Source organism: Actinacidiphila epipremni (genome assembly GCF_012034175.1).
Taxonomy (GTDB): Bacteria; Actinomycetota; Actinomycetes; order Streptomycetales; family Streptomycetaceae; genus Actinacidiphila; species Actinacidiphila epipremni.
Window position 1 is genome coordinate 93,574 of sequence record NZ_JAATEJ010000002.1, and the last position, 23,477, is coordinate 117,050.

The following is a 23,477-nucleotide window of genomic DNA, read 5'->3' on the forward strand; positions in this document are numbered from 1 at the left end:
ACCGTGAAACGCGGCCTTCCCGGCCCGTCGTGCCCCTGCGGAGCGCGCTCCTCCCGAAGAGCGCCCTGAACTGCCGCGCGATCACCTCCCCACCTCCCGGTGATCGCCCTTTTCTGATCAAGATCAGCAGCTTTTCAGTTCAGTGCGGCGTGATGCCGTCGGCCAGTCCGTGAAGGAGCTTGCCATGTCGATGATCCGTGATCTTCGCGCAGTCGTACGCCCGGCCCTGCGCAAGTCCCCCGCATCGCACGACTACGGCCCGACACGTGACACCGCGACCGCCACCAGCGCCGTCGTGGACTGCGCCGTCTACCGCGGCGGGGTGCGCTGCACCGACATCGCCGGGCTGCGCGAGGCGCTGTCGGCGGTACGCGGCGGCCGGACGTCCGACCAGTGCGACGGCAGTGACGGCTTCGTGTGGATCGGGCTGCACGAGCCGACCGAGCAGGAGTTCGCCGGCATCGCCGAGGAGTTCGGGCTGCACCCGCTGGCCGTGGAGGACGCGGTGCACGCCCACCAGCGGCCGAAGCTGGAGCGCTACGACAACTCCCTCTTCACCGTCTTCAAGACCATCCGCTACGTCGAGCACGCCGAGCTGACCGCGACCAGCGAGGTCGTGGAGTCCGGCGAGGTGATGGTCTTCACCGGCCGGTATTTCGTCATCACCGTGCGGCACGGCGGCCACGGCTCGCTGCGGGCGCTGCGCCACCGGCTGGAGGACGACCCGGAGCTGCTCGCCAAGGGCCCCTCGGCGGTGCTGCACGCGATCGCCGACCAGGTCGTCGACGACTACCTCGCGGTGACGGACGCCGTCCAGGACGACATCGACGAGGTCGAGATCGACGTCTTCTCCGCCGAGCCCGGCAAGTCCTCGCGCGGCGGCGACGCGGGCCGTATCTACCAGCTCAAGCGCGAGGTGCTGGAGTTCAAGCGGGCGGTGTCGCCGCTGCTGCGGCCCATGCAGCTGCTGGGCGAGCGGCCGATGCGGCTGGTCGACCCGGAGATCCAGAAGTACTTCCGGGACGTCGCCGACCATGTCGCCCGCGTCCACGAGCAGGTCACCGGCTTCGACGACCTGCTCAACTCCATCCTCCAGGCCAACCTCGCGCAGGCCACCGTCGTGCAGAACGAGGACATGCGCAAGATCACGGCGTGGGCGGCGATCCTGGCCGTCCCGACGATGATCACCGGCGTCTACGGCATGAACTTTGACCACATGCCGGAGCTGCGCTGGCGCTACGGGTACCCGGCGGTGCTGGGCGTGATCCTCGCGATCTGCTACGCGATCCACCGTGGTTTCCGTCGCAACGGGTGGCTGTAGCGGCCTTACGGGAACGGGTCCGCGGCGGGGCGCGGGGCTTCAGGGCGCGGGGCCAGGGGCTCCGGGGCTTGGCGGCTCAGGCGTCGCGGCGGACGTCGGCCAGCACCACCAGGGCCAGCCCGGCGAGGATCACCGCGAGCGCGGGGTACGCGGCGGCCGGCGGCGTCTGGCCGAGCCACAGTGCGGCGATGAGCGCCGCGCCCGGCGTCTCCAGCAGGATCGCCGTCGAGGTGGTGGACGGGCCGAGGCCGCGTACGACCCGGTTGAGCAGCGAGTGCCCGAGCAGCTGGGCGACCACGGTCAGCGCGGCGATCTTCAGCCAGCTCCGCCCGTCGTAGCCGCCGAGCGCCGAGCCCGACACCAGGCAGGCGGCGAGCAGCGCGAGTGCGGTCGTGGAGTAGCAGACGTACGTGTACGCGGTCGTCGTCGCCGTCCGCCGGACCTCCGCGCCCAGCAGCATGTACACCGCGGCGGCGAGTCCCGCGGCGAGCGCGAGGGCGTCACCGGCGAGGGCGCGGGTGTCGGTCGACATGTCGATCCCGGTGAGGATCAGCACGCCGCACACCGCGAGCGCGGTGCCCGCCCACACCAGGGCGGGCGGGCGGTGGCCGCGGACGCGCAGGATCAGGGTGGTCCAGATCGGGGTCGTGGTGACCAGCGCGGTCGAGGTCGCGACGGAGGTCATCGTCAGGCTGGGCAGCCACAGGCCGAAGTGCAGGGCGAGGACGACGCCGGCGCCGGTCGAGAGCGTCAGCGCCCGGCGGCCCATTCGGCGCAGCTCCCCGCGGTGCCGCCACAGCGCGACGGGGCTGAGCACGCCGACGGCCATGGCGTTGCGCCAGAAGGCGATGGCCAGCGCGGGCGCGGTGGTCGCGGCGATCAGCGGCGCGGACATCGAGACGCCCGCGATGGCGACGGCGAGCAGTGCGAAGTCCGCTCCCCGCGAGGCCCCGACCGGCGCCGCCCCGCCCCCGACGGCGGGCGCGGCCCCCGAGGCCGGCTCGACCGGACCCGGAACCGCGGCGGACGTGCTCTGCGGGGCGGTCAACGTGGCTCCTGGGGGACGACGACGGGGCGGGACGGGCTGGGCCGCCACCAGCGTAAGGCCCGTAACCGCCCTGAGCACCTGTCATTCCACGCCCCGGGATGCGGGGCCGGGCGCGGCGCCCCCTACCCTGAGGGCATGACGCCTGCCACGCCCCCGGCCCCCGCGCCCACGAGCGGTGAACTCGCCGCGCTCGTCGAGGAGGCCACGAAGAAGTCGGGGCTGGTGTGGGTGAACGGCCGGGCGGTGTGGCACGCCTGGATCGACGGGGCGATGTACGTCCTGACCGGCGGCCCCGTCGAGCAGCCCGCACCCCCCGGGCTCGCGGACGGCGCGGTCGCCTCGGTGACCGTCCGCAGCAAGGACAAGGGCGGGCGCCTGGTCGGCTGGCAGGGCCGGGCGGCGGTCGTCACCGCGGACTCCGAGCCATGGCGCGCGGCGGTCACGGAGCTGCGCACCAAGCGGCTCAACTCGGCGGACGCCGACACCGCGACCGAGCGCTGGGCCCGCGAGTGCACCCTCTTCCGCCTCACCCCCGAGGGCCCGCCCGCCGAGCACCCGGGCGCGATGCCCACCGCCTCCGGCGCCGCTCCCCCACGCCCCACCCCAGCCACCACCCGCCACCCGATCCCCGCGGGCCTCCCCAAACTCCTCACCCGCCGCCGCAAGCGCGGCTGACCATCGGGCGTGCTGACCGTCAGGGCGGCTGAGCATCGACGGCGACCTTTCGTCAGCCCGCCTGACGGTCAGCCCGCCTGACTATTCTCCCGGCTCGCTCATCCGGTCCACCCGCACATCAGCGCGCCTGACCGTCAGCACGGCTGAGAATCACCTGCGGGCCCTTCGTCAGCCCGCCCGACCGTCAGCCCGCCTGACGGTCAGCTCTACTTCTTCGCCGGCGCCGGCGCCGAAGTCGTCGGGGACGGCGTCGGGCTCGTGCCCACCGTCTTGCCGTAGTCGACGACCTGGGACTTCGGCGGGGCGGCGAGGGTGAAGTCCTGGCCCCAGTCGGTCAGGGTGAGGGTGCCCGCGTTGCCGGCGCGTTGGTAGCGGAGGGGGTAGGGCGTGCCCTTGAGGGAGACGTCGAGGCTGCCGCCCTTGGAGCCGGCCAGCTCGATGGTCTTCGTGCCGCCGACCTTGCGGTGGTCGCCGACCTGCAGCGCGCCGTCCAGCACGAACAACCCCGCGAGCAGCACCTTCTTGTCGGTGAAGCCGCTGAACTGCTGGTAGGCCGGGTCGCCCGGCGGCACCTTCACGTACTTGCCGTTGAGCTTGGCCGCGGCGGCCTGGCTGTCCTTCGAATCGCCGTCGCCGTAGAAGTCCGCGCTCGCCTTGAGGTAGAGGTCGTCGCCGACCCGCAGCAGCTGGAAGGTGTCGCCCTTCGTGGTGACCTCGCCGACGCCGCCGTCCGCGCGCAGCCGCATGTCGAGCCGGTACGTCTGCCCGCCGCTGACGACCGTGCCGGTCAGCCGGACGGCGGTGGCGGAGCCGGCCGCGCTGCTCGCCTTCTGTTCGATCGTCTGCGCCGGGAGCTTGCCGACGCCGTTCGTCCCGGAGTCGGGGTCGCCGCCCAGGCCGAGGCAGCCGGTGAGCAGCGGGGCCGACACGAGGCCGGCGAGGACGGCGGCGGCGGTCCGGGGACCGGGGTTCACGGCGGCTCGACTCCTCGTGGGGCGGGGTCTTCGGGCGCCCCGAAGCTACCGCACGATCCGGCCACCGAGCACGCACGGGCCCCACGCAGGGCACGCGCGGGCCGGACGCGGGGCTCTCAGGGCACGCCCAAGGCGTACACGGGGGACTCACGGAGCGGGCAAGATCCGCTCGGGTTAGCCTGTTCTGGCAGGACGGCAGAGCGCGAGGACCCGCTGAGGAGGCCTGATGGTCGCAGGCACCCCGCGGGTTTTCGTGTCCCACCTGGCCGGCGTCGCGGCCTTTGACCCGAACGGCGACCAGGTCGGCCGGGTCCGCGACGTCGTGGTGATGCTGCGGGTCGGCGGCCGGCCGCCCCGCGTGCTGGGCCTGGTCGTGGAGGTCGTGAGCCGGCGCCGGATCTTCCTGCCGATGACCCGCGTGACCGGCGTGGAAGCCGGGCAGGTGATCACCACGGGGGTGCTGAACCTGCGCCGCTTCGAGCAGCGCCCGGCCGAGACGCTGGTGCTCGGCGAGCTGCTGGACCGCCGGGTGCGCTGGACGCCGCACGGCACCGGCGCGGACTCGGGCACGGGCACAGCACCCGGCGCCGGAGCCGGCATGGCGCCGGGCCCCACCGGAGAAGACGCGGGCGAGGAGGTCACCGTCCTGGACGTGTCGATGGCGCAGCTGCCCGCCCGCCGCGACTGGGAGATCGACAAGGTCTTCATCCGCCGCGGCAAGCCCGGCGCACTGCGCCGCAAGGGCGAGACGCTGACCGTCGACTGGTCCACGGTCAGCGGCTTCCGGCTGGCCGAGGACGACCAGGGCGCCGAGAGCCTGGTCGCGACCTTCGAGCGGCTGCGCCCGGCGGACCTCGCGAACGTCCTGCACCACCTCTCCCCCAAGCGCCGCGGCGAGGTCGCCGCCGCCCTCGACGACGACCGGCTCGCGGACGTGCTGGAGGAGCTGCCGGACGACGACCAGGTCGAGATCCTCGGCAAGCTCAAGGAGGAGCGCGCCGCCGACGTCCTGGAGGCGATGGACCCCGACGACGCCGCCGACCTGCTCGCCGAGCTGCCCGCCGACGAGCAGGAGCGGCTGCTGATGCTGATGCAGCCGCAGGAGGCCGCGGGCGTCCGCCGGCTGCTGTCGTACGAGGAGCGCACCGCGGGCGGGCTGATGACGACCGAGCCGATCGTGCTGCGCCCGGACGCGACCGTCGCCGACGCGCTGGCCAGGATCCGGCACCCGGACCTGTCGCCGGCGCTGGCCGCGCAGGTGTACGTGTGCCGGCCGCCGGACGAGACGCCGACCGGCAAGTACCTGGGCCTGGTGCACTTCCAGCGGCTGCTGCGCGACCCGCCGTTCACGCTGCTCGGCGCGATCGTCGACACCGACCTGCAACCGCTGGACCCCGACACCCCGCTGCCGTCGGTGACGAGCTTCCTGGCGACGTACAACATGATCTCCGCGCCGGTGGTGGACGACAGCGGCTCGCTGCTCGGCGCGGTGACCGTCGACGACGTCCTGGACCACCTGCTGCCCGAGGACTGGCGGGAGACCGAGCTGCGCGGCCCCCAGCAGCCCCCCGGCGCTCCCGCGGCCGACGACGCCCCGCGGACCGACGAGCAGGCCGACGACCGGGCCGACGACGACCGTACGGAGGCGGGGGACGATGGCCGCTGAGGACCGCGACCGTACGGGGGCGGCGGGGACGGGGACGGCGGCGCGCGGCCCCGCGGGCGCCACCGCGGCGCCCCGGCCCCGGGTGCGGCTGGACCAGCCGCGCGCCACGCGCCGCCGGCCGTGGCCGGCCTACGACCCGGAGGCCTTCGGCAAGCTCTCCGAGCGGGTCGCCCGCTTCCTCGGCACCGGCCGCTTCATCGTGTGGATGACGGTCGTCATCATCCTGTGGGTGCTGTGGAACGTCTTCGCGCCCAACGTCGTCCGCTTTGACCGCTACCCGTTCATCTTCCTGACCCTCACCCTGTCGCTCCAGGCGTCGTACGCGGCCCCGCTGATCCTGCTCGCGCAGAACAGGCAGGACGACCGGGACCGGGTCAACCTGGAGCAGGACCGGCGGCAGAACGAGCGCAGCATCGCCGACACCGAGTACCTGACCCGGGAGGTCGCGGCGCTGCGGGTGGGCCTCGGCGAGGTCGCCACCCGCGACTGGATCCGCTCCGAGCTGCAGGACCTGCTCAAGGAGATCGACGACCGGCGCCCCCACCCGGGGGCGGGTGACGAAGCAGACGGCCGGGGCCGCTGATCGCCCCGCGGCGCCCGCCGTACCATCAACGTATGGCTACCACCACGTACGGCTCGGGCACCGCGCCGGCCGCCACACCGACCGACGAGGCCGTGCGCGCGGCGCTGGCCACGGTGAACGACCCGGAGATCCACAAGCCGATCACCGACCTCGGCATGGTCAAGTCCGTGGACATCGCCGAGGACGGCACGGTCGCGGTGACCGTCTACCTCACGGTGTCCGGCTGCCCCATGCGGGACACGATCACCGAGAACGTCACGACGGCCGTCTCCGCGGTGCCGGGCGTGACGGCGGTACGGGTCGGGCTGGACGTGATGAGCGACGAGCAGCGCCGCGGGCTCGCGGAGACGCTGCGCGGCGGGCAGGCCGAGCGGGAGATCCCCTTCGCCAAGCCGGGCTCGCTGACCCGGGTCTACGCGGTGGCCTCCGGCAAGGGCGGCGTCGGCAAGTCGTCGGTGACGGTCAACCTGGCGGCGGCGATGGCCGCAGACGGGCTGAAGGTCGGCGTGGTCGACGCGGACATCTACGGGCACAGCGTGCCGCGCATGCTGGGCGCGGACGGGCGGCCCACGCAGGTCGAGAACATGATCATGCCGCCGTCGGCCAACGGGGTGAAGGTGATCTCGATCGGGATGTTCACCCCGGGCAACGCGCCCGTGGTGTGGCGCGGGCCGATGCTGCACCGGGCCCTCCAGCAGTTCCTCGCGGACGTCTACTGGGGCGACCTGGACGTGCTGCTGCTGGACCTGCCGCCCGGCACGGGCGACATCGCGATCTCGGTGGCGCAGCTGATGCCGAACGCGGAGATCCTGGTCGTGACGACGCCGCAGCAGGCCGCGGCGGAGGTCGCCGAGCGGGCGGGCTCGATCGCGGTGCAGACGCACCAGAAGATCGTGGGCGTGGTGGAGAACATGGCGGGCATGCCGTGCCCGCACTGCGACGAGATCGTCGAGGTCTTCGGTACGGGCGGCGGCGACCGGGTCGCCGAGGGCCTGACCCGTACGACCGGGGCGCAGGTTCCCGTCCTCGGCCGTATCCCCATCGACGTGCGGCTGCGCGAGGGCGGCGACGACGGCCGCCCCGTCGCTGTCGCGCACCCCGACTCCCCGGCGGGCGCGGCCCTGCGCGGCATCGCCGCGAAGCTCTCCGCGCGGCAGCGCGGCCTCTCCGGCATGTCCCTGGGCATCACGCCCCGCAACAAGTTCTGAGGCCGTTTCCGCCCGCGAGGGTGAGCATTTCAGGGGCGCGGGGAACTGCGCGACCAGCCACGACGGCGGGAAGGTCGCGCGTTCCACCGCAAGGGGCAGCCCGGGGCGGGCTCCGGGGCAGCGCTACGCGTCGTACGTGCGGATGTCGGGGATGGCCGCCAAGGCCAATCCGTACGCGCTCATACCGCGGCCGTACGCCCCGAGGTGGACGCCGCGGGCGGAGCCGGCGAGGACCCAGCCGTATGCGGACTCGCGGTAGTGGAAGGGCGTCGGCTCGCCGTCCACGGGGAGGGTGAGGGCGGCCCAGCCCGCGCCGGCGAGGTCGTCGGCGAGCTCCCAGGCCGTGGCGGTCTGCTGGTCGAGCCAGTCCTGGCGCAGCGACCGCTCCATCGTGGTGGGCCAGGTGCACGCCAGCAGGCCCGAGCCGGCCAGCCAGGCCGCCGAGGAGACCGAGGTGGCCTCCAGCAGCCCGGTACCGTCCGCGGTGCGCCGCCGGGGCCGCTGGGCGACCGTCAGGACCACCGCGAAGCGCCGGCTCTCGTCGGCGGGGTCCGCCTTGAGCGTGGGCTCGTCACCATGCCCTATCGAGCCGTATTCGACCGTGCCGTCCCCGCTCGCCCCGACCGTGTGCAGCCAGCGGCGTCCGGTGAACGCGTCGTCCAGGCCGTACCAGGGGAAGTCGGCCATCAAGTAGCCGTCGACCAGGCTCTGTGTCGTGCCGGTCTTGGTCTCCATTTGGGTCGCGCCTCCTCATTGCCCTTCTGGGCGACTCGCCATCTTGCCCGACCCTGGGTGGGTTCGGGGGCCGAAACGGCGTGGGGTGACGGCGAACACACGGACAATGACCACTCGATCGGGTGAAATCCCGCGAGCCGGTTGACGTCAGCGGGGCGCCGCGACGGCACCACCACGGCGCCGGCACCGGCATCCGCACCGGCGTCCACGTCGGCGTCAGGTCGCGTCCGCGTCGAACGGCGGCGGCTCGTCCTCGTCCAGCTGCTCGCGCTTGCGCAGCCGGTCCGGGGTCCCGGAGGTCCCGGAGCCGCCCGTATCGGACGCGGAAGCCTTACCGGACGAGGTAGCGGAGCCGGAACCCGCCGAACGGGTGGTCGCGGCGGAGGTCTCGACCCCGTTGACCGCGTCCGTGACCTCGGCCATCTCCTTGCGCAGGTCCAGACTGCGGCCGAGGTCCTGCAGCTCCTTGAGGCCGTACTCGTCGTCGTCGTCGCTCATCAGGTTCTTGCGGATGAACGTCTTGGGGTTGAGGTCCTCGAACTCGAAGTCCTTGAACTCCGGGCCGAGCTCGCGCCGGATGTCCTCCTTCGCGCTGTCGGAGAACTCCCGCACCTTGCGGATGAACCGCATCGTGTCCTGGATGACCTTCGGCAGCTTGTCGGGGCCGAAGACGAGCACGGCGAGGACGACGAGCGCGACCAGCTCGAGCGGGCCTATGTCGAAGAACACCGTGCAGCTCCTTGGGACGTCCGCAGCCGGGGGGCTGTGTCCGGCGAACTTACGTTACCTGCCCACGCGGGCGGCGCGGGAGTGGCTGCGGCCAACACTACGTCGCCACCAGGTGAAGGGCGCGGCTCAGCGCCCGGTCGCCCGGCCGTTCAGGGCAGGGACCGGGCCGGGGGTCGGCGCACCGCCGGACCAGGCGGCCGGGACGGCGGGCGAGCCGGCCAGCGCCACGGATGTGACCGACGCCACCGTCCGCGGGGCGGCCAGCGCGGAGGGGGACGGGGCGGCCTCGGCCTGCCGCATCAGCCGCTCCTCGCGGGCGTCCAGCAGATCGCGCGGGGTCGTGCCGTGGGTGTCGGTCACCGAGTTGGCGCTGAAGGGAGTGACCGCGGGCCCGTCGTCGGGGTGGGCTCCGCCGTCGACACCGGCCTCCATCGGGAGGGCGCCGCCGATGGCGATGGCGGCCATCGAGAAGGCGCCGGCCGCGGCGAAGGCGAACCGCCGACCGAAGGACGCGGACGAGGCCCACGAGCCGGACGGGGACGCGGCGGCCGGCGCGGGCGCCACCGTGGCGCCGCCGCGGGCCGGGCCGTGCGCCCGTACGGGGGCGTCGAGCGGGGTGACGGGCCCGGCGGCCGGGTCGCCGGCGCCGGTGAGGCCGCGGGCCACCTCGTGGATACGGAAGCCCCGGGCGCCCTTGCCGTCACCGGGGGCGACCAGGTCGCGCGCGGGGGACAGATACGAGGGCCGGCGACGGCCGCCGCCGAGGACACCGGAGACCCCGGAGCCGAGCAGGCCGCCGTCGAACGGCCCGCGGCGCGCCCCGCCGTCCGGGCCCCCGGGGACGTCCTGCACATCGTGCACGTCCCGCATGCCGAGGGGGCCGCGCTTGCCGTCGCCGTCGGGGCCGCCAGGACCGCCGGGCCCGTCCGGGCCACACGCGGCGAGGCCCTGGAGCCGGGCCAGCAGGCCCGCGGAGATGGCGGGCAGCTCCGAGCCCGCCACGACGCTCTTCAGCCGCCGCTGCTCGGTGGCCGCGGCCTTGCACTGCGGACAGGTCGCCAGATGCGCCTGGACCCGGTCCCGGGCGTCGTCCGCCAGCTCGCCGTCGACGAACGCGGCCAGCCGGTCGCCCAGATGCTGCTCCGCGGCGGCGGTGCGCCTGGCGCGCTGCTCGCCCGAACCGCTACTGCTCACGCTCTCCCGCCCTCCACGCAAGGTTGCGGTGCGACGGCAGCGAGTGCGGGGGCCGGCCGGGCGCCGGGCGCCCGGTGTTCCAGAGCCTTGCGCAGGTGGGAGCGACCGCGGTGGATGCGGCTGCGCACCGTGCCCAGCTTCACGCCCAGGGTCGCCGCGATCTCCTCGTACGACAGCCCCTCGATGTCGCACAGCACCACCGCGGCCCGGAACTCCGGCGCGAGGGTGTCCAGCGCCTGCTGGACGTCCGCGTCGAAGTGGGTGTCGTTGAAGTGCTGCGCGGGGGACGGCTCGCGGCTGGGCAGGCGCTCGGCCGCGTCCTCCCCCAGGGCGTCGAAGCGGATGCGCTGGCGGCGCCGCACCATGTCGAGGAACAGGTTGGTGGTGATGCGGTGCAGCCAGCCCTCGAACGTGCCGGGCGTGTAGGTGGACAGGGAACGGAAGACCCGGACGAAGACCTCCTGCGTGAGGTCCTCCGCGTCGTGCTGGTTGCCGGTCAGGCGGTAGGCCAGCCGGTAGACCCTGGCACTGTGCGTGCTGACGATCTCCTCCCAGGAGGGAGGAGTCCACGTCTGAGGATCCCCGTCGGTGGCGAAAGTAGCGGTCGCGGTCGGGGAGTCGTCGTCACGTGAACGGGCGTCAGCATTCTTGGTCACGGATTTCGGCTGTCCGGCGGACCGGCGAAAGCGCGGAAGCACTTTGCGGTCACCGGCCGCAGCCGCACCTCCCCTGTCGGCTCTGGTGGTGTCCAGTAGAGCCTCTACCATAGCCACCTCGCCCGTTAGCTCCGGATAAATGCACTGCTGCCTCGGGGCCGGGGCCCGCTCCGCTGCCGCGGACTCCCGCCCTTGTGCCTTCGCCCTTCCTAACGCGCGGTCCCATCAGCAGGTTCCCGTGCCCAACGGATACAGTCGCCCGGGCGGCCCACACATGGTCATCAGACGGCCACCGGGCACAGTCGGCGACGAGGAGAGGGCCATTACCGGCAACCGGCAGGCGAGCTGGGCGTTCGCCGACGCGTTCGTCGCCGAGGACGACGCCCTCATACGCGCCAGGGCCCGCTCCCACGCCGCCGGCCTGCGGCCCGTCTCGCCCGGTACGGGCGCGGCGCTGCGGCTGCTGACCGCGGCGGGCAACGCGAAGTACGTCGTCGAGATCGGCACCGGCACCGGCGTCTCCGGTATCCATCTGCTGCGCGGCATGCGGCCCGACGGCGTCCTGACCACCGTCGACACCGAGCCGGACCGCCAGCAGCTCGCCCGCGAGGCCTACCGGGAGGCGGGCTTCGCCGCGAACCGCTCCCGCTTCATCCCCGGCGCCGCCCTCGACGTCCTGCCGCGGCTCACCGACGGGGCGTACGACCTGGTCTTCTGCGACGGCGACCGGCTGGAGTACCTGGACTACCTCGCGGAGGCGCTGCGGCTGCTGCGCCCCGGCGGCGTGCTCTGCTTCGAGGGCGCCTTCGCCCAGGGCCGCGCCCTGGACGCCGCCCACCAGGACCCGGAGTCCCAGACCCTGCGCGACCTCATGCGCACCGTCCGCGACAGCCCCCGCCTCGCCCCCGTCCTCCTCCCCACCGACGACGGCCTCCTCTGCGCCGTCCGCCGCTGACCGGCTCCGCCGCAAAACCTGTAGCCGGCGAGCCAAAGGGGGCGCCGGTGTCGAAAGGGAGAACGCGCGGAGGTCCTGAGGGACGAAGGACCGAGCACGATCGACCGTCGACACCGGATAGAAGCCCCCGGAGGCGAGAAGGCGGCAAAAAAGGGTCGCGATCACATACGAGGCTCTGTATGTGACCGCGACGGGAGATCCAGGGGAGCGATGGGCTCAGACGATGGCCTTCTTCAGCGCATCGCCCAGGGCATCCGCCTCGTCCGGGGTCAGCTCGACGACAAGCCGCCCGCCGCCCTCGAGCGGAACGCGCATGATGATGCTCCGCCCCTCCTTGGTCACCTCGAGCGGGCCGTCACCCGTCCGCGGCTTCATGGCCGCCATGCTCGTTCCCCTTCCTGAAACCAGCTCGGACTCGAACACATTGGTTCTCGGCCATTATCCCGCATCGACCAGCCCGATGACCAACAGCGGTGGCAGTCCGTTCCACAATCGACATCCGCGCCACCCGGTGATTCGGCTCACCGGTCCGGCATCCTGGCCTGGACCGTTGCCGCGACGAAGGGGTTGACGACATGGCCGACCGCGTGCTGTACGAGGTGTCCGACGGGCTCGCCACCGTCACGTTGAACCGCCCGGAGGCGATGAACGCGCTGGACACCGCGACCAAGGTGGAGCTGCGCGACACCCTCCAGGAGGCGGGCCGCGACCAGGCCGTACGCGCGGTGCTGCTCACCGCCGCGGGCAAGGCGTTCTGCGTCGGGCAGGACCTCAAGGAGCATGTCGCGACGCTGGAGGCGGGCGGGGGGATGACCACGGTCGCCGACCACTACAACCCCATCGCGCTGGCGCTCGCGACGATGCCCAAGCCGGTGGTCGCCGCCGTGAACGGGGTCGCGGCGGGCGCGGGCGCGGGCTTCGCCTTCGCGGCGGACTACCGCGTCATCGCGGACACCGCGTCCTTCAACACGTCCTTCGCCGGGGTCGCGCTCTCCACCGACTCCGGGATGTCCTGGTCGCTGCCCCGGCTCGTCGGCCACGCCCGGGCGACCGAGCTGCTGCTCTTCCCGCGGTCCGTCCCGGCGGTGGAGGCCGCCGCGCTCGGCCTCGCGAACCGGGTCGTGCCGGCCGTGGACCTCGCGGTGGAGGCGCGGGCGGTGGCCCGCCGCCTGGCCGAGGGCCCGACGCACGCGTACGCCGCGATGAAGCGGGCGCTGGCCTACGGCGCCGCCCACTCGCTGCCCGACACCCTCGCCCTGGAGGCCGAGCTCCAGTCCGCCGCGGGCGCGACCTCCGACCACCGCGAGGCGGTCTCGGCGTTCGTGGCCAAGCGCCCGCCGCACTTCACGGGGCTGTGATCAGCGGTACGCGCAGTCGGCCAGGTGGTCGTTGACCAGGCCGCACGCCTGCATCAGGGCGTACGCCGTGGTCGGGCCCACGAAGCGGAAGCCGTGCTTCTTGAGGGACTTGGCCAGGGCGACCGACTCCGGGGTCGTCGCGGGGACGTCCCCGGTGCCGCGCGGGGCCGGGCGGGCGGCCGGGTCGGGGGCGAAGGACCAGATCAGGGCGTCCAGGCCGCCGTCGTCGCGCAGGGCGCGGGCGGCGGCGGCGTTGGCGATCGCCGCGTCGACCTTGGCGCGGTTGCGGATGATGCCGGGGTCGGCGAGCAGCCGCTCGCGGTCCGCCTCGCCGAACTCCGCGACCGCGTCGATCGCGAAGCCCTTGAACGCCGCCCGGAAGGTCTCCCGGCGGCGCAGGATCGTGATCCACGACAGCCCGGACTGGAACGCCTCCAGGCACACCCGCTCGAACAGCGCGTCGTCCCCGTGCACGGGCACGCCCCACTCGTGGTCGTGGTACGCGACGTAGTCCGGCGTGGACAGCCCCCACGGGCAGCGCGGGAGACCGTCCTCGCCGGTCACGACGCCGACCGGCTCACTCACCCGCGCCGCTCCCGCCGTGCTCGTGGCCGCCGCCGTGCTCGCCGCTGCCGCCGGGCGCCGGCTCGTCCTTGCGCAGCGTCATCGTCGCGCCGGGCGCGCTCGCCAGGCCGTGGTCGCCCGGGTACGGGGCGTCGCCGGCGAGCGCGGACTCCAGCTCGGCGATCCGGGCGTCGCGCTCGGCGAGCTCGGCGCCGAGCCGGTCGAGGACCTCGTCGACGTCGAGCATGCGGTAGCCGCGTACCGCGGTGGGCAGTCGTACGGCGTCGATGTCGGTGCGGACCAGCGGCCGGTCGGCGGGCAGCCGGTCGTCGAGCCGGTCGGTGCCGGCGTCCCGCAGCGCTCCGCCGTCGCCGAGCACGGCCAGTGCCACCGCGGCGACCACCGCGACGAGCGCGATGAGCATGAACCAGAACAAGTCGTCTCCCGGAGTCCGGCCTGGGGGCCTGCCGTCATGTCAGGCACGATCGTGCCACGATCGCATGAGTCTGAGATGAGGAGCGGCAGTGGCACTTCGGCTGGGGACCCGGGAATTCGGCGAGCGGGAGCCGGTGATCATGGCGATCGTGAACCGTACGCCCGATTCGTTCTACGACCAGGGCGCCACCTTCACCGACGAGCCCGCTCTGGAACGGGTCGCGCGGGCGGTCGCGGAGGGCGCGGCGATCATCGACGTGGGCGGGGTGAAGGCGGGTCCCGGCGCGGAGGTGAGCCCCGAGGAGGAGATCCGGCGGACGGCGGGCTTCGTCGCCGAGGTGCGGCGCCGGCATCCGGACGTGGTGATCAGCGTGGACACCTGGCGGGCCGAGGTCGGCGAGGCGGTGTGCGCGGCGGGCGCGGACCTGCTCAACGACGCGTGGGGCGGCGTGGACCCGGACCTCGCGGTGGTCGCCGCCCGGCACGGCGTGGGGCTGGTGTGCACGCACGCGGGCGGCGCCCGGCCGCGTACCCGGCCGCACCGGGTCGGGTACGAGGACGTGATGGCCGACATCCTGCGGGTGACGTGCGGGCTCGCCGAGCGGGCGGTGGGCCTGGGAGTGCGCCGGGACGGCATCCTCATCGACCCGGGGCACGACTTCGGCAAGAACACCCGGCACTCGCTGGAGGCGACCCGGCGGCTGCCGGAGATGACGGCGACGGGCTGGCCGGTGCTGGTGTCGCTGTCGAACAAGGACTTCGTCGGCGAGACGCTGGACCGCCCGGTCAAGGAGCGGCTGATCGGCACGCTCGCCACGACCGCGGTGTCGGCGTGGCTGGGGGCCCGGGTCTACCGGGTGCACGAGGTCGCCGAGACCCGGCAGGTGCTGGACATGGTCGCCTCGCTGGCCGGCCACCGCCCGCCCGCGGTCGCCCGCCGCGGGCTGGCGTGAGCCGCGCATCGGCGTGCGCCGCGGACCGGCGTGAGCCGCGGACCGGCCTGAGCCGCGGGTCGGCCTGAGCCGGGCGCGATGTGCTTACGCGCTCTCCTTGGTGACCCGCTCCACCGCGTCCTCGACGTCGTCGGTGACGTGGAAGAGCTCCAGGTCGGCGGCCGACGCCTTGCCCTCGGCGACCAGGCTGCCCTTGATCCAGCTCACCAGGCCGCCCCAGTAGTCGGTGCCGAACAGCACGATCGGGAAGCGGGTGACCTTCTTGGTCTGCACGAGGGTGAGCGCCTCGAACAGCTCGTCGAGGGTGCCGAAGCCGCCGGGCAGCACGACGAAGCCGCGCGCGTACTTGACGAACATCGTCTTGCGGACGAAGAAGTAGCGGAAGTTCACGCCGATGTCGACGTAAGGGTTGAGGCCCTGCTCGAAGGGCAGCTCGATGCCGAGGCCGACGGAGACGCCGCCGGCTTCTAGGGCGCCCTTGTTGGCGGCCTCCATCGCGCCGGGGCCGCCGCCGGTGATGACGGCGAAGCCGGCCTCGGTCAGGGCCCGGCCGATACGGACGCCGGCCTCGTACTCGCGCGAGTCGACGGGGGTGCGGGCCGAGCCGAAGACGCTGACGGCCGGGCCGAGCTCGGCGAGCGCGCCGAAGCCCTCGACGAACTCGGACTGGATGCGCATGACCCGCCACGGGTCGCCGTGCACCCAGTCGGAGGGGCCGTGGCTGTCCAGCAGCCGCTGGTCGGTGGTGCCGGCCTGCACCTGGCCGCGCCGCCGGACGACCGGCCCGGTGTGCCGCTCGGGCCAGCTCCTGCCGTACGGCAGCTGCTCCGCCTCCGCGGTGGCCGCCGCCGCGGCCCGCTCCGCCTCGTCGCGGCCGTCCTGCTCTTGGGTTGCGTCTGTCATATCGGCAGCCTACGCATCACGGTGCCGCCGAGGGGTCCAGAGGGACGGCCCGGGGCGCTTCGAGCCGGGCGCTGACCCAGGTGAAGGCGTCGGGGAACATCCGGCCCCAGGTGTTCCAGTTGTGCCCGCCGCGGTCCAGCCGCAGCGTGCTGACCCGGGTCGGCGGCCGGGCGGCGGCGGTGATGGCGTCGGCGAACCGCGGCGGGCTCTCCGGGTCCTGCCGGCTGGACTCCACCAGCAGCTGCACGCGGGGCGTGCTGGTCTGCTCCAGCCACACCGGGCAGCGCACGCCGTGCGTCGGGTCGTCGGGGGCCAGCGCGGCGCCGGTGGCGAACGTCTCGGGATGGTCCAGGACCAGCCGGGCCGCGCAGTAGCCGCCGGTGGATATCCCCATCACCGCCCAGCCGCGCGGCGCGGGCAGCGTACGGAAGTTGTGCGCGATCGTCGCGACGACGTCGTCGGTGAGCCAGGTCGCCACCTCGCTCTTGCCCGCGACGTCGGCGCAGCCGGTGTCGACGCGGTCCGGGGTGATGGTGGGCAGCACCAGGATCGCCGGCTCGGCGCGGCCGGCCGCTATCTGGTCCTGCATGATCCGGCCGAGCCGCATGCCGCGCAGGAAGCTGTGCGGGGTGCCCGGTATGCCGTGCAGCACCTCGATGACCGGGAAACGGGTGTGGGCGAATCCCGGCTTGGCGTATTGCGGGGGCAGCCACACGATGACGTCGCCCTTGGTGCCGCTGTGCCAGCCGCGGACGGTGGCCCGCTGGAAGCCCTGCGTGTAGGGGGTGAACTTCACGGTGTAGTCCGGCACCTGGGGTGTCGCGGAGGCGCCGGGGGCGGGTGTGCCGCCGCCGGAGTTGGCGCGGCCGAGCAGGTCGTCCCACGAGGCGTAGAAGCCGTACTGGTTGTTCACCGTGACCATCACCAGGGCGATCGCGGTGACCTGGCACAGCAGGATCAGGCCGATCCGCGCGCCGAACCGCACCGGGCGCGGCCCGCGCACCCTCGGCCACAGCAGCAGCGCGCCGGCCACCGCGGCGACGGCCGCCGCGACGAGCAGCGCCGCGAACCAGCCGCTGGTCAGTCCCATGCGGCCCCCTCCCCCCCTGTCCCGGCCCCTCCCGGACCCGCCCGGACCGGACGTATCCGATCACACCATGCCGGGGGGAAGGACCGGAGCGCACCCCGGTTCGGTTGCCCGGCGGGCGGGTGATCCACGCCGGGCGGGTGCCGCGAGGGGGGTCGGTCGGTCGGCCGGCCGGGTCGGGTCAGGCGGTGAGCCAGGCGGTCAGCCGGCGCTCGGCCTCGTGGATCGCGGCGACCTCGACGTGCTCCTCGCGGGTGTGGGCGAGCGTCGGGTCGCCGGGGCCGTAGTTGACGGCGGGGATGCCGAGGGCGGAGAAGCGGGCGACGTCGGTCCACGCCTCCTTGGCCGCGGGCGGGGTGCCGATGGCGGCGACGAAGGCGGCGGCGGCGGGGTGCGACAGGCCGGGCAGGGCGCCGGGGGCGCTGTCGGTGAGGACGACGTCGAAGCCCTCGAAGACGCCGCGGACCCGCTCCAGGGCGTCGGCCTCGCTCTGGTCGGGCGAGAAGCGGTAGTTGACGGTGACGGCGCAGGTGTCGGGGATCACATTGCCGGCGTGGCCGCCCTCGATCATCACCGCGTTGAGGCCCTCGGGGTAGACCAGGCCGTCGATCTCGACCCGGCGCGGCTCGTACCCGGCGAGCCGGGCGAGGATCGGGGCGGCCTTGTGGATGGCGTTCTCCCCCAGCCAGCTGCGCGCGGAGTGCGCCCGCTTGCCGGTGGTCTGCACCCGGACCCGCAGGGTGCCCTGGCAGCCGCCGTCGACCCGGCCGCCGGTGGGCTCCATGAGCACGGCGAAGTCGCCGGTGAGCCAGTCCGGGTGCCGTTCGACGAGCCGGCCGAGGCCGTTGTACTCGGCGGCGATCTCCTCGGCGTCGTAGAAGACGTAGGTCAGGTCGCGGTTGGGCGCGGTGAGGCGGGCGGCGAGTGCGAGCTGGACGGCGAGGCCGGCCTTCATGTCGGAGGTGCCGCAGCCCCACAGCACGCCGTCGGCGTCGAGCCGGGAGGGCAGGTTGTCGGCGACGGGCACGGTGTCGAGGTGGCCGGCGAGCACGACCCGCTCGGGCCGGCCGAGGTGGGTCCTGGCCACGACCGCGTCGCCGTCGCGGTCCACGCTCAGGTGCGGCAGGCCGCGCAGTGCCTGCTCGACGAGGTCGGCGAGGGCTTTCTCCTCGCGGCTCACCGAGGGCACGTCCACCAGCGCCGCCGTGAGGGCGCCTACATCCGTCGTCAGGTCGAGTCCGCCGAGTCCGCTGTCCATGACGCCGCAGCCTATGCGCTCCGGGCGGCCTCCCCGCCCCGGGCTCGCCCGGCGCGGGCCGCGCGGCGGAGCCGGTACCCTCGCCGTGTGCCCACGTCAGACGCCCCTTCCGGGCGCCCTCGTCCGCGCCGCCGTGTCCTTCGCGCGCTCGGTTTCCTGCTGGTGCTGGCCGTCGCCGGGTATGTGGCCTACCACTTCACCGGCAAGAAGACGCCGCAGGCCGGCTGCACGGTGCGGTCCGGTGGCAGGTCGCTGGATCTGACGCAGTCCCAGGCCGCGAACGCCGCGACGATCGCCGCGGTCGCGATGTCGCGCGGGCTGCCGGACCGGGCGGTGACGATAGCGCTCGCGACCGCGCTCCAGGAGTCCCGGCTGGACAACATCGACCACGGCGACCGCGACTCGCTCGGCCTGTTCCAGCAGCGGCCGTCGATGGGCTGGGGCACCGAGCAGCAGATCCTCGACCCGGTGTACGCGACGGGCGCCTTCTACAGCGCGCTGGTCAAGATCCACGGGTACGAGGGGCTGCCGCTGACGGTGGCGGCGCAGAAGGTGCAGAAGAGCGGCTACCCGGAGGCGTACGCCAAGCACGAGGCGGACGCGACGCTGCTGACGACGGCGCTGACCGGGCATGCGGCGGGCGCGCTGAGCTGCACGACGGGCGCGGACCGGGCGGACAGCGCGGGCGGCGCGCCGGGCAGCCCGGCGGTCGTCGCGGCCTCCCTGACCCGGGAGTTCGGCGTCCAGGCCCGGCCGCGGACGGCGGGCGCGCCGCCGGTGACGGTGTCGCTGCCGGCGGCGCCGGCCAAGGGCGGCACGGCGGCGGTGACGGCACGGCGCGGGTGGCAGCTGGCGCAGTGGTCGGTGGCGCACGCGCATGAGCTGAAGGTGGCGGAGGTGGCCTTCGACGGTATGCGCTGGCAGGCGGCGCGGTCCGGGGCGGGGTGGCAGAAGGTGCCGCCGGCGGGCAAGGGGAAGGCTGCGGGGGCCGCCGCTCCCGGCGGATTCGTGACGATCACGGTCGCGCAGTAGTACGCGGGCTCACTCGTGCGGGGAATTCCCCGGGGCGGTGGGTGGACGGCGAAACATGAGGCCGTGACGTTTTTTCAGGCTGACGGCCGGTCATATGAGCCGTCCGTTATATCCGGTGTGCCGGATGACTATTATGCGACGCATTACCTACTCTTTACCCGGGAGGCCCGCAACTCTTCCGGCGGCCGATCCGATAGGCACGGCGTCGTTTCCGACCACGCCGCAAGGAGCACCATGTCCCTCCCCCTCTCGCGCCGGATCGCCCAGGCCGCCCTCCTCCTCGGCGCCGCAGCCGCCCCCCTCCTCGGCGCGGGCGCCGCCCACGCCGCCGCCCCCCAGCAGGCCGGCGTCGGCGGCCTCACCGCCCTGGACGGCACGCAGCTCGGCCAGACCGTCGACACCACGTCCCACAAGGCCACCACCCTCGCCTCCCAGGGCACCACCCAGGCCACCGACACCACCGGCCGCCTCGTCGGCACGACCACCGAGTCCCTCCCGGTCTCCGGCGCCCTCCCCGACACGGGCGCCCTCCCGACCACGGACCAGCTCCCGGTGAACGCCCTGCCGCTTTAATGGCCGCTGCTCCACGTGCGACGGGACTGCGAGCCGTGAAGCTCTCAGTCCCGTCGGCGTATTACGCCAGGCGGCCTACCGCGGCCTCGATGCGTTCGTCGGTGGCGGTCAGGGCGACGCGGACGAAATCGGCGCCGGTGGGGCCGTAGAACTCGCCCGGGGCGACGAGGATGCCGTGCTTGGACAGGTCCGCGACGGTCTCCCAGCAGTTTTCGCCGCGGGTCGCCCACAGGTAGAGGCTGGCCTCGCTGTGCTCGATGCGGAAGCCGGCCGCCTCCAGGGCGGCACGCAGCAGGGTGCGGCGGTGGGCGTAGCGGGCCTTCTGCTCCACCGCGTGGGCGCGGTCGCCGAGGGCGGCGGCCATCGCGGCCTGGACGGGCTGCGGCACGATCATCCCGGCGTGCTTGCGCACCGCGAGGAGTTCGGCGACGACGCCGGGGTCGCCGGCGAGGAAGGCCCCGCGGTAGCCGGCGAAGTTGGACCGCTTGGACAGCGAGTGGACGGCGACCAGGCCGTCGTGCGAGCCGCCGCACACGTCGGGGTGCAGCACCGACACCGGGGCCTCGCCCTCCCAGCCCAGCTCGATGTAGCACTCGTCGGACGCGACGAGGATGCCGTGCTCGCGCGCCCACGCCACGATGCGCCGCAGTTCCGCCGCGCCGATCACCCGGCCGGTGGGGTTGGAGGGGCTGTTGAGCCACAGCAGCCGCACCCGCGCCGGGTCCAGCTCGGCGACCGGGTCGTCGTACGGGGCGGGCTCCGCGCGGGCCAGCAGCGCGCCGATCTCGTACGTCGGGTAGGCCAGCCGGGGGTAGGCGATGACGTCGCCCTCGCGCAGGTCCAGCAGCGTCGGCAGCCAGCCCACCAGTTCCTTGGAGCCGATGAGCGGCAGCACGTGCCGCGGGTCGGCGCCGCTGACGCCGTGCCAGGTCCGCAGGTAGTCCGCGGCGGCCGAGCGCAGCGCGGCGGTGCCGTACGTCAGCGGGTAGCCGGGGCTGTCCGCGGCGGCGCTCAGCGCCTCCCGGACGACCTCGGGCACCGGGTCGACCGGGGTGCCCACCGACAGGTCGACGGCACCGTCCGGATGCGCCGCCGCGGCGGCCTTGTACGGCTCCAGCCGGTCCCACGGGAAGACGGGCAGGCGGGCGGAAATACTCAACGTGCTCACAACTCTCACTCGGCACCGGGGCCACACCGGCGCTGCGTACGCCACCGGCCCCGTACGCGCGGCGGCGTACGGGGCCGGTGGCGGCGATCGCTACTGGTTCTGCGGCGGGAGCGCGGCGACGAACGGGTGGTCCCGCTCGATCAGGCCGAGCTTCGACGCGCCGCCGGGCGAGCCCAGCTCGTCGAAGAACTCCACGTTCGCCTTGTAGTAGTCCTTCCACTCCTCCGGGGTGTCGTCCTCGTAGAAGATGGCCTCTACCGGGCAGACCGGCTCACACGCGCCGCAGTCGACACACTCGTCCGGGTGGATGTACAAGGACCGGGAGCCCTCGTAGATGCAGTCGACCGGGCACTCTTCGATGCACGCCTTGTCCTTGACGTCGACACAAGGCTGCGCGATGACGTAGGTCACGCTGTCGTTCCTCCTCGATAGGGCTCATCTCGCGCGGGAGCGCGGCGTCGTCGATGCCCGCACCTAGTATCTCCGTTCCGGGGCACGAACCGAACAGGAGGGGCTCGCATGCCGGTGGATTTCTCGGGCGGAGCACGGCTCGAAGTTCGGATCACCCCCGCTGACGTGGGAAAACGGGTCTCGGTGCGACAGTTGACCGCGATCGTTGACGGGCATCCTACGTTCACCGATACGGTCGGTGTTCTCGCATCCTGGGACGAGGGGGTGGTGTACATCACGCGCAGGACCGGTGAGAGCGTGGCGATCGCGGCGTCCGCGCTCGTCGCGGGCAAGGTCGTGCCGCCGGCTCCGGTACGCCGCCCCGGCGGGGTGCCCGTGGTGGCCGACGCCGAGCTGGAGGCGGTCGCGTCGCGGGCCTGGCCGGCCACCGAGACCGCCGCGCTCGGCAGCTGGACGCTGCGCTTCGCCGGCGGCTTCACCCGGCGGGCCAACTCGGTGCTGGCGGGCGGCGATCCGGGGCTGCCGCTGGACGAGGCGCTGGAGCGGGTCGTGCGCTGGTACGGCGCGCGGGGCGCGACGCCGTACGTACAGCTGCCGGACTCCTCGCCGTACGCGGCGCGGCTGGACGCGCGGGGGTGGGTGCGGGAGGCCGACACGGTGGTGCGGGTCGCGCCGCTGGCGCCGCTCACCCGCCTGCCGCGGCCCGCGCGGGAGGTGGCGCTGTCGCGTACGCCGGACGAGGCGTGGCTGGCGGCCTACCACCGCACCGGGGAGCTGGCGCGGGCGGCGCTCGCGGTGGTCTCGGGCGGGCCCTCGGTGTGGTTCGCGGCCACGCCGGGCGCGATCGGGCGGGCCGTCGTGGAGGGGCCGTGGGTGCTCTTCGGGGCGGTCGAGGTCGCCCCGGAGCGGCGGCGGCAGGGCCTGGCCACCGCGGTGATGGGCGCACTCGCCCGGCGCGCGGCGGACGAGGGGGCGACGGCGGCGTATCTCCAGGTCGAGGCGGACAACGGCGCGGCCCGCGCGCTCTACGACCGGCTCGGCTTCACCGACCACCACGGCTACCACTACCGGCGACCGGCCGCATGACCCCACCGCCCCCCGAGCCGGAACCGGAGTCCGTGGCCGACCGGTTCGCCGCCGCCGCGCGGGACGGGCGGCCGGACCTGGCCGAGCTGTGCCTGCTCATCGGCGCCCGGGCCGACCCCGCGCTGGACGGGACCGCGGCCGACCTCGCCCAGATCGAGCTGGACCGGCTCGCCGGGCTGCTCCCGCACGGCCTGCACACCCCGGCGCAGTGGGCTGCCGCCCTGCACCGGGTGCTGGGCCGCGGGCACGGCTTCCACGGCACGCCGGGCGACTACCGGCTGCTGGCGTCCTCGCTGCTCCAGGAGGTGCTGCGGCGGCGCCGCGGGCTGCCGATCCTGCTGTCGGTGGTGTGGATCGAGGTCGCCCGCCGGGCCGGCGCGCCCGTCTACGGGGTGGCGCTGCCGGGCCACTTCGTCGTCGGCATCGGCGAACCGGACGGCGAGCACGTCCTGGTCGACCCCTTCGACTTCGGCCGCGTCATGTCCCGCGACGACGCCGAACTCCTCGCCGGCGGCACCGACTCCTACGGCCCCGCCGACCCGCTCGACGTCGTCCAGCGCGTCCTGGCCAACATCCGCGTCTGGGCCGCCCCCCGCCCCGAGCACCGCGGCGTCCAGCTCTGGTCCCTCGACCTGACCCTCCTCCTCCCCCGCCACCCCGCCAAACTCCGCTACGAGCGGGCGCAGTTGCTCGTGACGATGGGCGATTTCCTGGGCGGGGCCGCAGAACTGGACTCCTACGCCGACATCATCGGCGCCTTCGACCCGGAAACAGCGGAGACCATCCACCGCCAGGCCCGCTCAGCGAGGGCGCACCTCAACTAGGTTCCCCTGCCCGCCCGTTGCGCCCCGCCGCAGGTCAGGCCCGGTCGTGCCGCGCCGGGTCCGCGGCCGGATGAACGTGCT

The 23,477-nt window shown here is 73.9% G+C and carries 26 protein-coding genes; 12 read left to right on the plus strand and 14 right to left on the minus strand.

Translation table 11 applies throughout. The features are described 5' to 3' along the window. The first annotated feature begins 184 nt into the window (after positions 1-184). Positions 185-1,321 carry a magnesium and cobalt transport protein CorA gene (locus HCN08_RS03315; protein ID WP_167981329.1) on the plus strand — a complete coding sequence of 379 codons (1,137 nt, stop codon included), beginning with the start codon at positions 185-187 and terminating at the stop codon, positions 1,319-1,321. A 76-nt stretch (positions 1,322-1,397) separates the two neighbouring features. Here the strand turns inward: HCN08_RS03315 and HCN08_RS03320 are convergent, their stop codons facing one another. Next, complete coding sequence (locus tag HCN08_RS03320; RefSeq protein ID WP_265738148.1) at positions 1,398-2,369, minus strand: DMT family transporter; 972 nt, start codon at positions 2,367-2,369, stop codon at positions 1,398-1,400. 135 nt (positions 2,370-2,504) lie between these two features. On the opposite strand from HCN08_RS03320, the gene HCN08_RS03325 reads away from it, so the two are divergent. Then, on the plus strand, positions 2,505-3,044 hold the full coding sequence (locus tag HCN08_RS03325) for a hypothetical protein (RefSeq protein ID WP_167981330.1): 540 nt from the start codon (positions 2,505-2,507) through the stop codon (positions 3,042-3,044). A 206-nt stretch (positions 3,045-3,250) separates the two neighbouring features. Here HCN08_RS03325 and HCN08_RS03330 read toward each other — a convergent pair whose 3' ends face one another. After that, entirely contained in the window at positions 3,251-4,018 is a 768-nt protein-coding gene (locus HCN08_RS03330) for a hypothetical protein (protein WP_322974199.1), read from the minus strand. A gap of 226 nt (positions 4,019-4,244) precedes the next feature. Between HCN08_RS03330 and HCN08_RS03335 the strand changes: the two genes are divergently transcribed. From HCN08_RS03335 to HCN08_RS03345, 3 genes are read left to right on the plus strand one after another with little or no spacing between them, the layout of a single operon-like run. Next, entirely contained in the window at positions 4,245-5,684 is a 1,440-nt protein-coding gene (locus HCN08_RS03335; RefSeq protein ID WP_167981331.1) for a magnesium transporter MgtE N-terminal domain-containing protein, read from the plus strand. Further along, on the plus strand, positions 5,674-6,267 hold the full coding sequence (locus tag HCN08_RS03340; RefSeq protein WP_167981332.1) for a DUF1003 domain-containing protein: 594 nt from the start codon (positions 5,674-5,676) through the stop codon (positions 6,265-6,267). The genes HCN08_RS03335 and HCN08_RS03340 overlap by 11 nt, the downstream gene beginning before the upstream one ends. A gap of 32 nt (positions 6,268-6,299) precedes the next feature. Then, positions 6,300-7,475, plus strand: coding sequence for an Mrp/NBP35 family ATP-binding protein (locus HCN08_RS03345; protein ID WP_167981333.1), 1,176 nt, complete (start codon positions 6,300-6,302; stop codon positions 7,473-7,475). A gap of 123 nt (positions 7,476-7,598) precedes the next feature. On the opposite strand, the gene HCN08_RS03350 is transcribed toward HCN08_RS03345, so the two are convergent. The 4 genes from HCN08_RS03350 to sigE form a co-directional block, all read right to left on the minus strand. Continuing rightward, positions 7,599-8,210, minus strand: a complete 612-nt coding sequence (locus HCN08_RS03350; protein ID WP_167981334.1) for a hypothetical protein — start codon at positions 8,208-8,210, stop codon at positions 7,599-7,601. 216 nt (positions 8,211-8,426) lie between these two features. Then, positions 8,427-8,939, minus strand: coding sequence for a sec-independent translocase (locus tag HCN08_RS03355; protein ID WP_167981335.1), 513 nt, complete (start codon positions 8,937-8,939; stop codon positions 8,427-8,429). Between the two features lie 126 nt (positions 8,940-9,065). Further along, positions 9,066-10,133: a zf-HC2 domain-containing protein gene (locus tag HCN08_RS03360; protein WP_167981336.1), complete on the minus strand. Its 1,068-nt coding sequence runs from the start codon at positions 10,131-10,133 to the stop codon at positions 9,066-9,068. After that, the gene (sigE, locus tag HCN08_RS03365) at positions 10,130-10,900 is read right to left on the minus strand and encodes an RNA polymerase sigma factor SigE (protein WP_167981337.1); all 771 of its coding nucleotides are present in this window, start codon (positions 10,898-10,900) and stop codon (positions 10,130-10,132) included. Before sigE ends, HCN08_RS03360 begins: the two co-directional genes overlap by 4 nt. Before the next feature lie 163 nt (positions 10,901-11,063). Between sigE and HCN08_RS03370 the strand changes: the two genes are divergently transcribed. Then, entirely contained in the window at positions 11,064-11,744 is a 681-nt protein-coding gene (locus tag HCN08_RS03370) for an O-methyltransferase (protein ID WP_167981338.1), read from the plus strand. A gap of 216 nt (positions 11,745-11,960) precedes the next feature. Here HCN08_RS03370 and HCN08_RS03375 read toward each other — a convergent pair whose 3' ends face one another. Further along, entirely contained in the window at positions 11,961-12,128 is a 168-nt protein-coding gene (locus HCN08_RS03375) for a DUF3117 domain-containing protein (RefSeq protein ID WP_073493047.1), read from the minus strand. A gap of 191 nt (positions 12,129-12,319) precedes the next feature. Here HCN08_RS03375 and HCN08_RS03380 point away from each other — a divergent pair, with 191 nt between their 5' ends. Beyond that, on the plus strand, positions 12,320-13,102 hold the full coding sequence (locus tag HCN08_RS03380; protein ID WP_167981339.1) for an enoyl-CoA hydratase-related protein: 783 nt from the start codon (positions 12,320-12,322) through the stop codon (positions 13,100-13,102). Here the strand turns inward: HCN08_RS03380 and HCN08_RS03385 are convergent, their stop codons facing one another. Both HCN08_RS03385 and HCN08_RS03390 read right to left on the minus strand, forming a co-directional pair. Continuing rightward, positions 13,103-13,687: a DNA-3-methyladenine glycosylase I gene (locus tag HCN08_RS03385; protein WP_167981340.1), complete on the minus strand. Its 585-nt coding sequence runs from the start codon at positions 13,685-13,687 to the stop codon at positions 13,103-13,105. Continuing rightward, positions 13,680-14,102, minus strand: coding sequence for a DivIVA domain-containing protein (locus HCN08_RS03390; protein ID WP_167981341.1), 423 nt, complete (start codon positions 14,100-14,102; stop codon positions 13,680-13,682). The genes HCN08_RS03385 and HCN08_RS03390 overlap by 8 nt, the downstream gene beginning before the upstream one ends. A gap of 139 nt (positions 14,103-14,241) precedes the next feature. Between HCN08_RS03390 and folP the strand changes: the two genes are divergently transcribed. Then, the gene (gene folP / locus HCN08_RS03395) at positions 14,242-15,054 is read left to right on the plus strand and encodes a dihydropteroate synthase (RefSeq protein ID WP_167981638.1); all 813 of its coding nucleotides are present in this window, start codon (positions 14,242-14,244) and stop codon (positions 15,052-15,054) included. An 84-nt stretch (positions 15,055-15,138) separates the two neighbouring features. Here folP and HCN08_RS03400 read toward each other — a convergent pair whose 3' ends face one another. The 3 genes from HCN08_RS03400 to dapE form a co-directional block, all read right to left on the minus strand. Then, a complete protein-coding gene (locus HCN08_RS03400) occupies positions 15,139-15,957 on the minus strand; it encodes an LOG family protein (RefSeq protein ID WP_167981342.1) in 819 nt (272 codons plus the stop codon). A 16-nt stretch (positions 15,958-15,973) separates the two neighbouring features. After that, entirely contained in the window at positions 15,974-17,047 is a 1,074-nt protein-coding gene (locus HCN08_RS03405) for an alpha/beta hydrolase (protein WP_167981343.1), read from the minus strand. Between the two features lie 178 nt (positions 17,048-17,225). Continuing rightward, the gene (gene dapE, locus HCN08_RS03410; protein WP_167981344.1) at positions 17,226-18,302 is read right to left on the minus strand and encodes a succinyl-diaminopimelate desuccinylase; all 1,077 of its coding nucleotides are present in this window, start codon (positions 18,300-18,302) and stop codon (positions 17,226-17,228) included. An 87-nt stretch (positions 18,303-18,389) separates the two neighbouring features. Here dapE and HCN08_RS03415 point away from each other — a divergent pair, with 87 nt between their 5' ends. Both HCN08_RS03415 and HCN08_RS03420 read left to right on the plus strand, forming a co-directional pair. Then, positions 18,390-19,334, plus strand: a complete 945-nt coding sequence (locus HCN08_RS03415) for a hypothetical protein (RefSeq protein ID WP_167981345.1) — start codon at positions 18,390-18,392, stop codon at positions 19,332-19,334. Positions 19,335-19,568: 234 nt separating this feature from the next. Further along, the gene (locus tag HCN08_RS03420) at positions 19,569-19,907 is read left to right on the plus strand and encodes an ATP-binding protein (protein ID WP_167981346.1); all 339 of its coding nucleotides are present in this window, start codon (positions 19,569-19,571) and stop codon (positions 19,905-19,907) included. A gap of 61 nt (positions 19,908-19,968) precedes the next feature. On the opposite strand, the gene dapC is transcribed toward HCN08_RS03420, so the two are convergent. Both dapC and fdxA read right to left on the minus strand, forming a co-directional pair. Further along, entirely contained in the window at positions 19,969-21,066 is a 1,098-nt protein-coding gene (gene dapC, locus HCN08_RS03425; RefSeq protein WP_167981347.1) for a succinyldiaminopimelate transaminase, read from the minus strand. Between the two features lie 99 nt (positions 21,067-21,165). Next, positions 21,166-21,486, minus strand: coding sequence for a ferredoxin (gene fdxA / locus HCN08_RS03430; RefSeq protein WP_019058397.1), 321 nt, complete (start codon positions 21,484-21,486; stop codon positions 21,166-21,168). Between the two features lie 114 nt (positions 21,487-21,600). Between fdxA and HCN08_RS03435 the strand changes: the two genes are divergently transcribed. Both HCN08_RS03435 and HCN08_RS03440 read left to right on the plus strand, forming a co-directional pair. Continuing rightward, complete coding sequence (locus HCN08_RS03435; protein ID WP_322974236.1) at positions 21,601-22,572, plus strand: GNAT family N-acetyltransferase; 972 nt, start codon at positions 21,601-21,603, stop codon at positions 22,570-22,572. Beyond that, a complete protein-coding gene (locus HCN08_RS03440) occupies positions 22,569-23,396 on the plus strand; it encodes a transglutaminase family protein (protein WP_167981349.1) in 828 nt (275 codons plus the stop codon). Before HCN08_RS03435 ends, HCN08_RS03440 begins: the two co-directional genes overlap by 4 nt. Positions 23,397-23,477 lie beyond the last annotated feature (81 nt).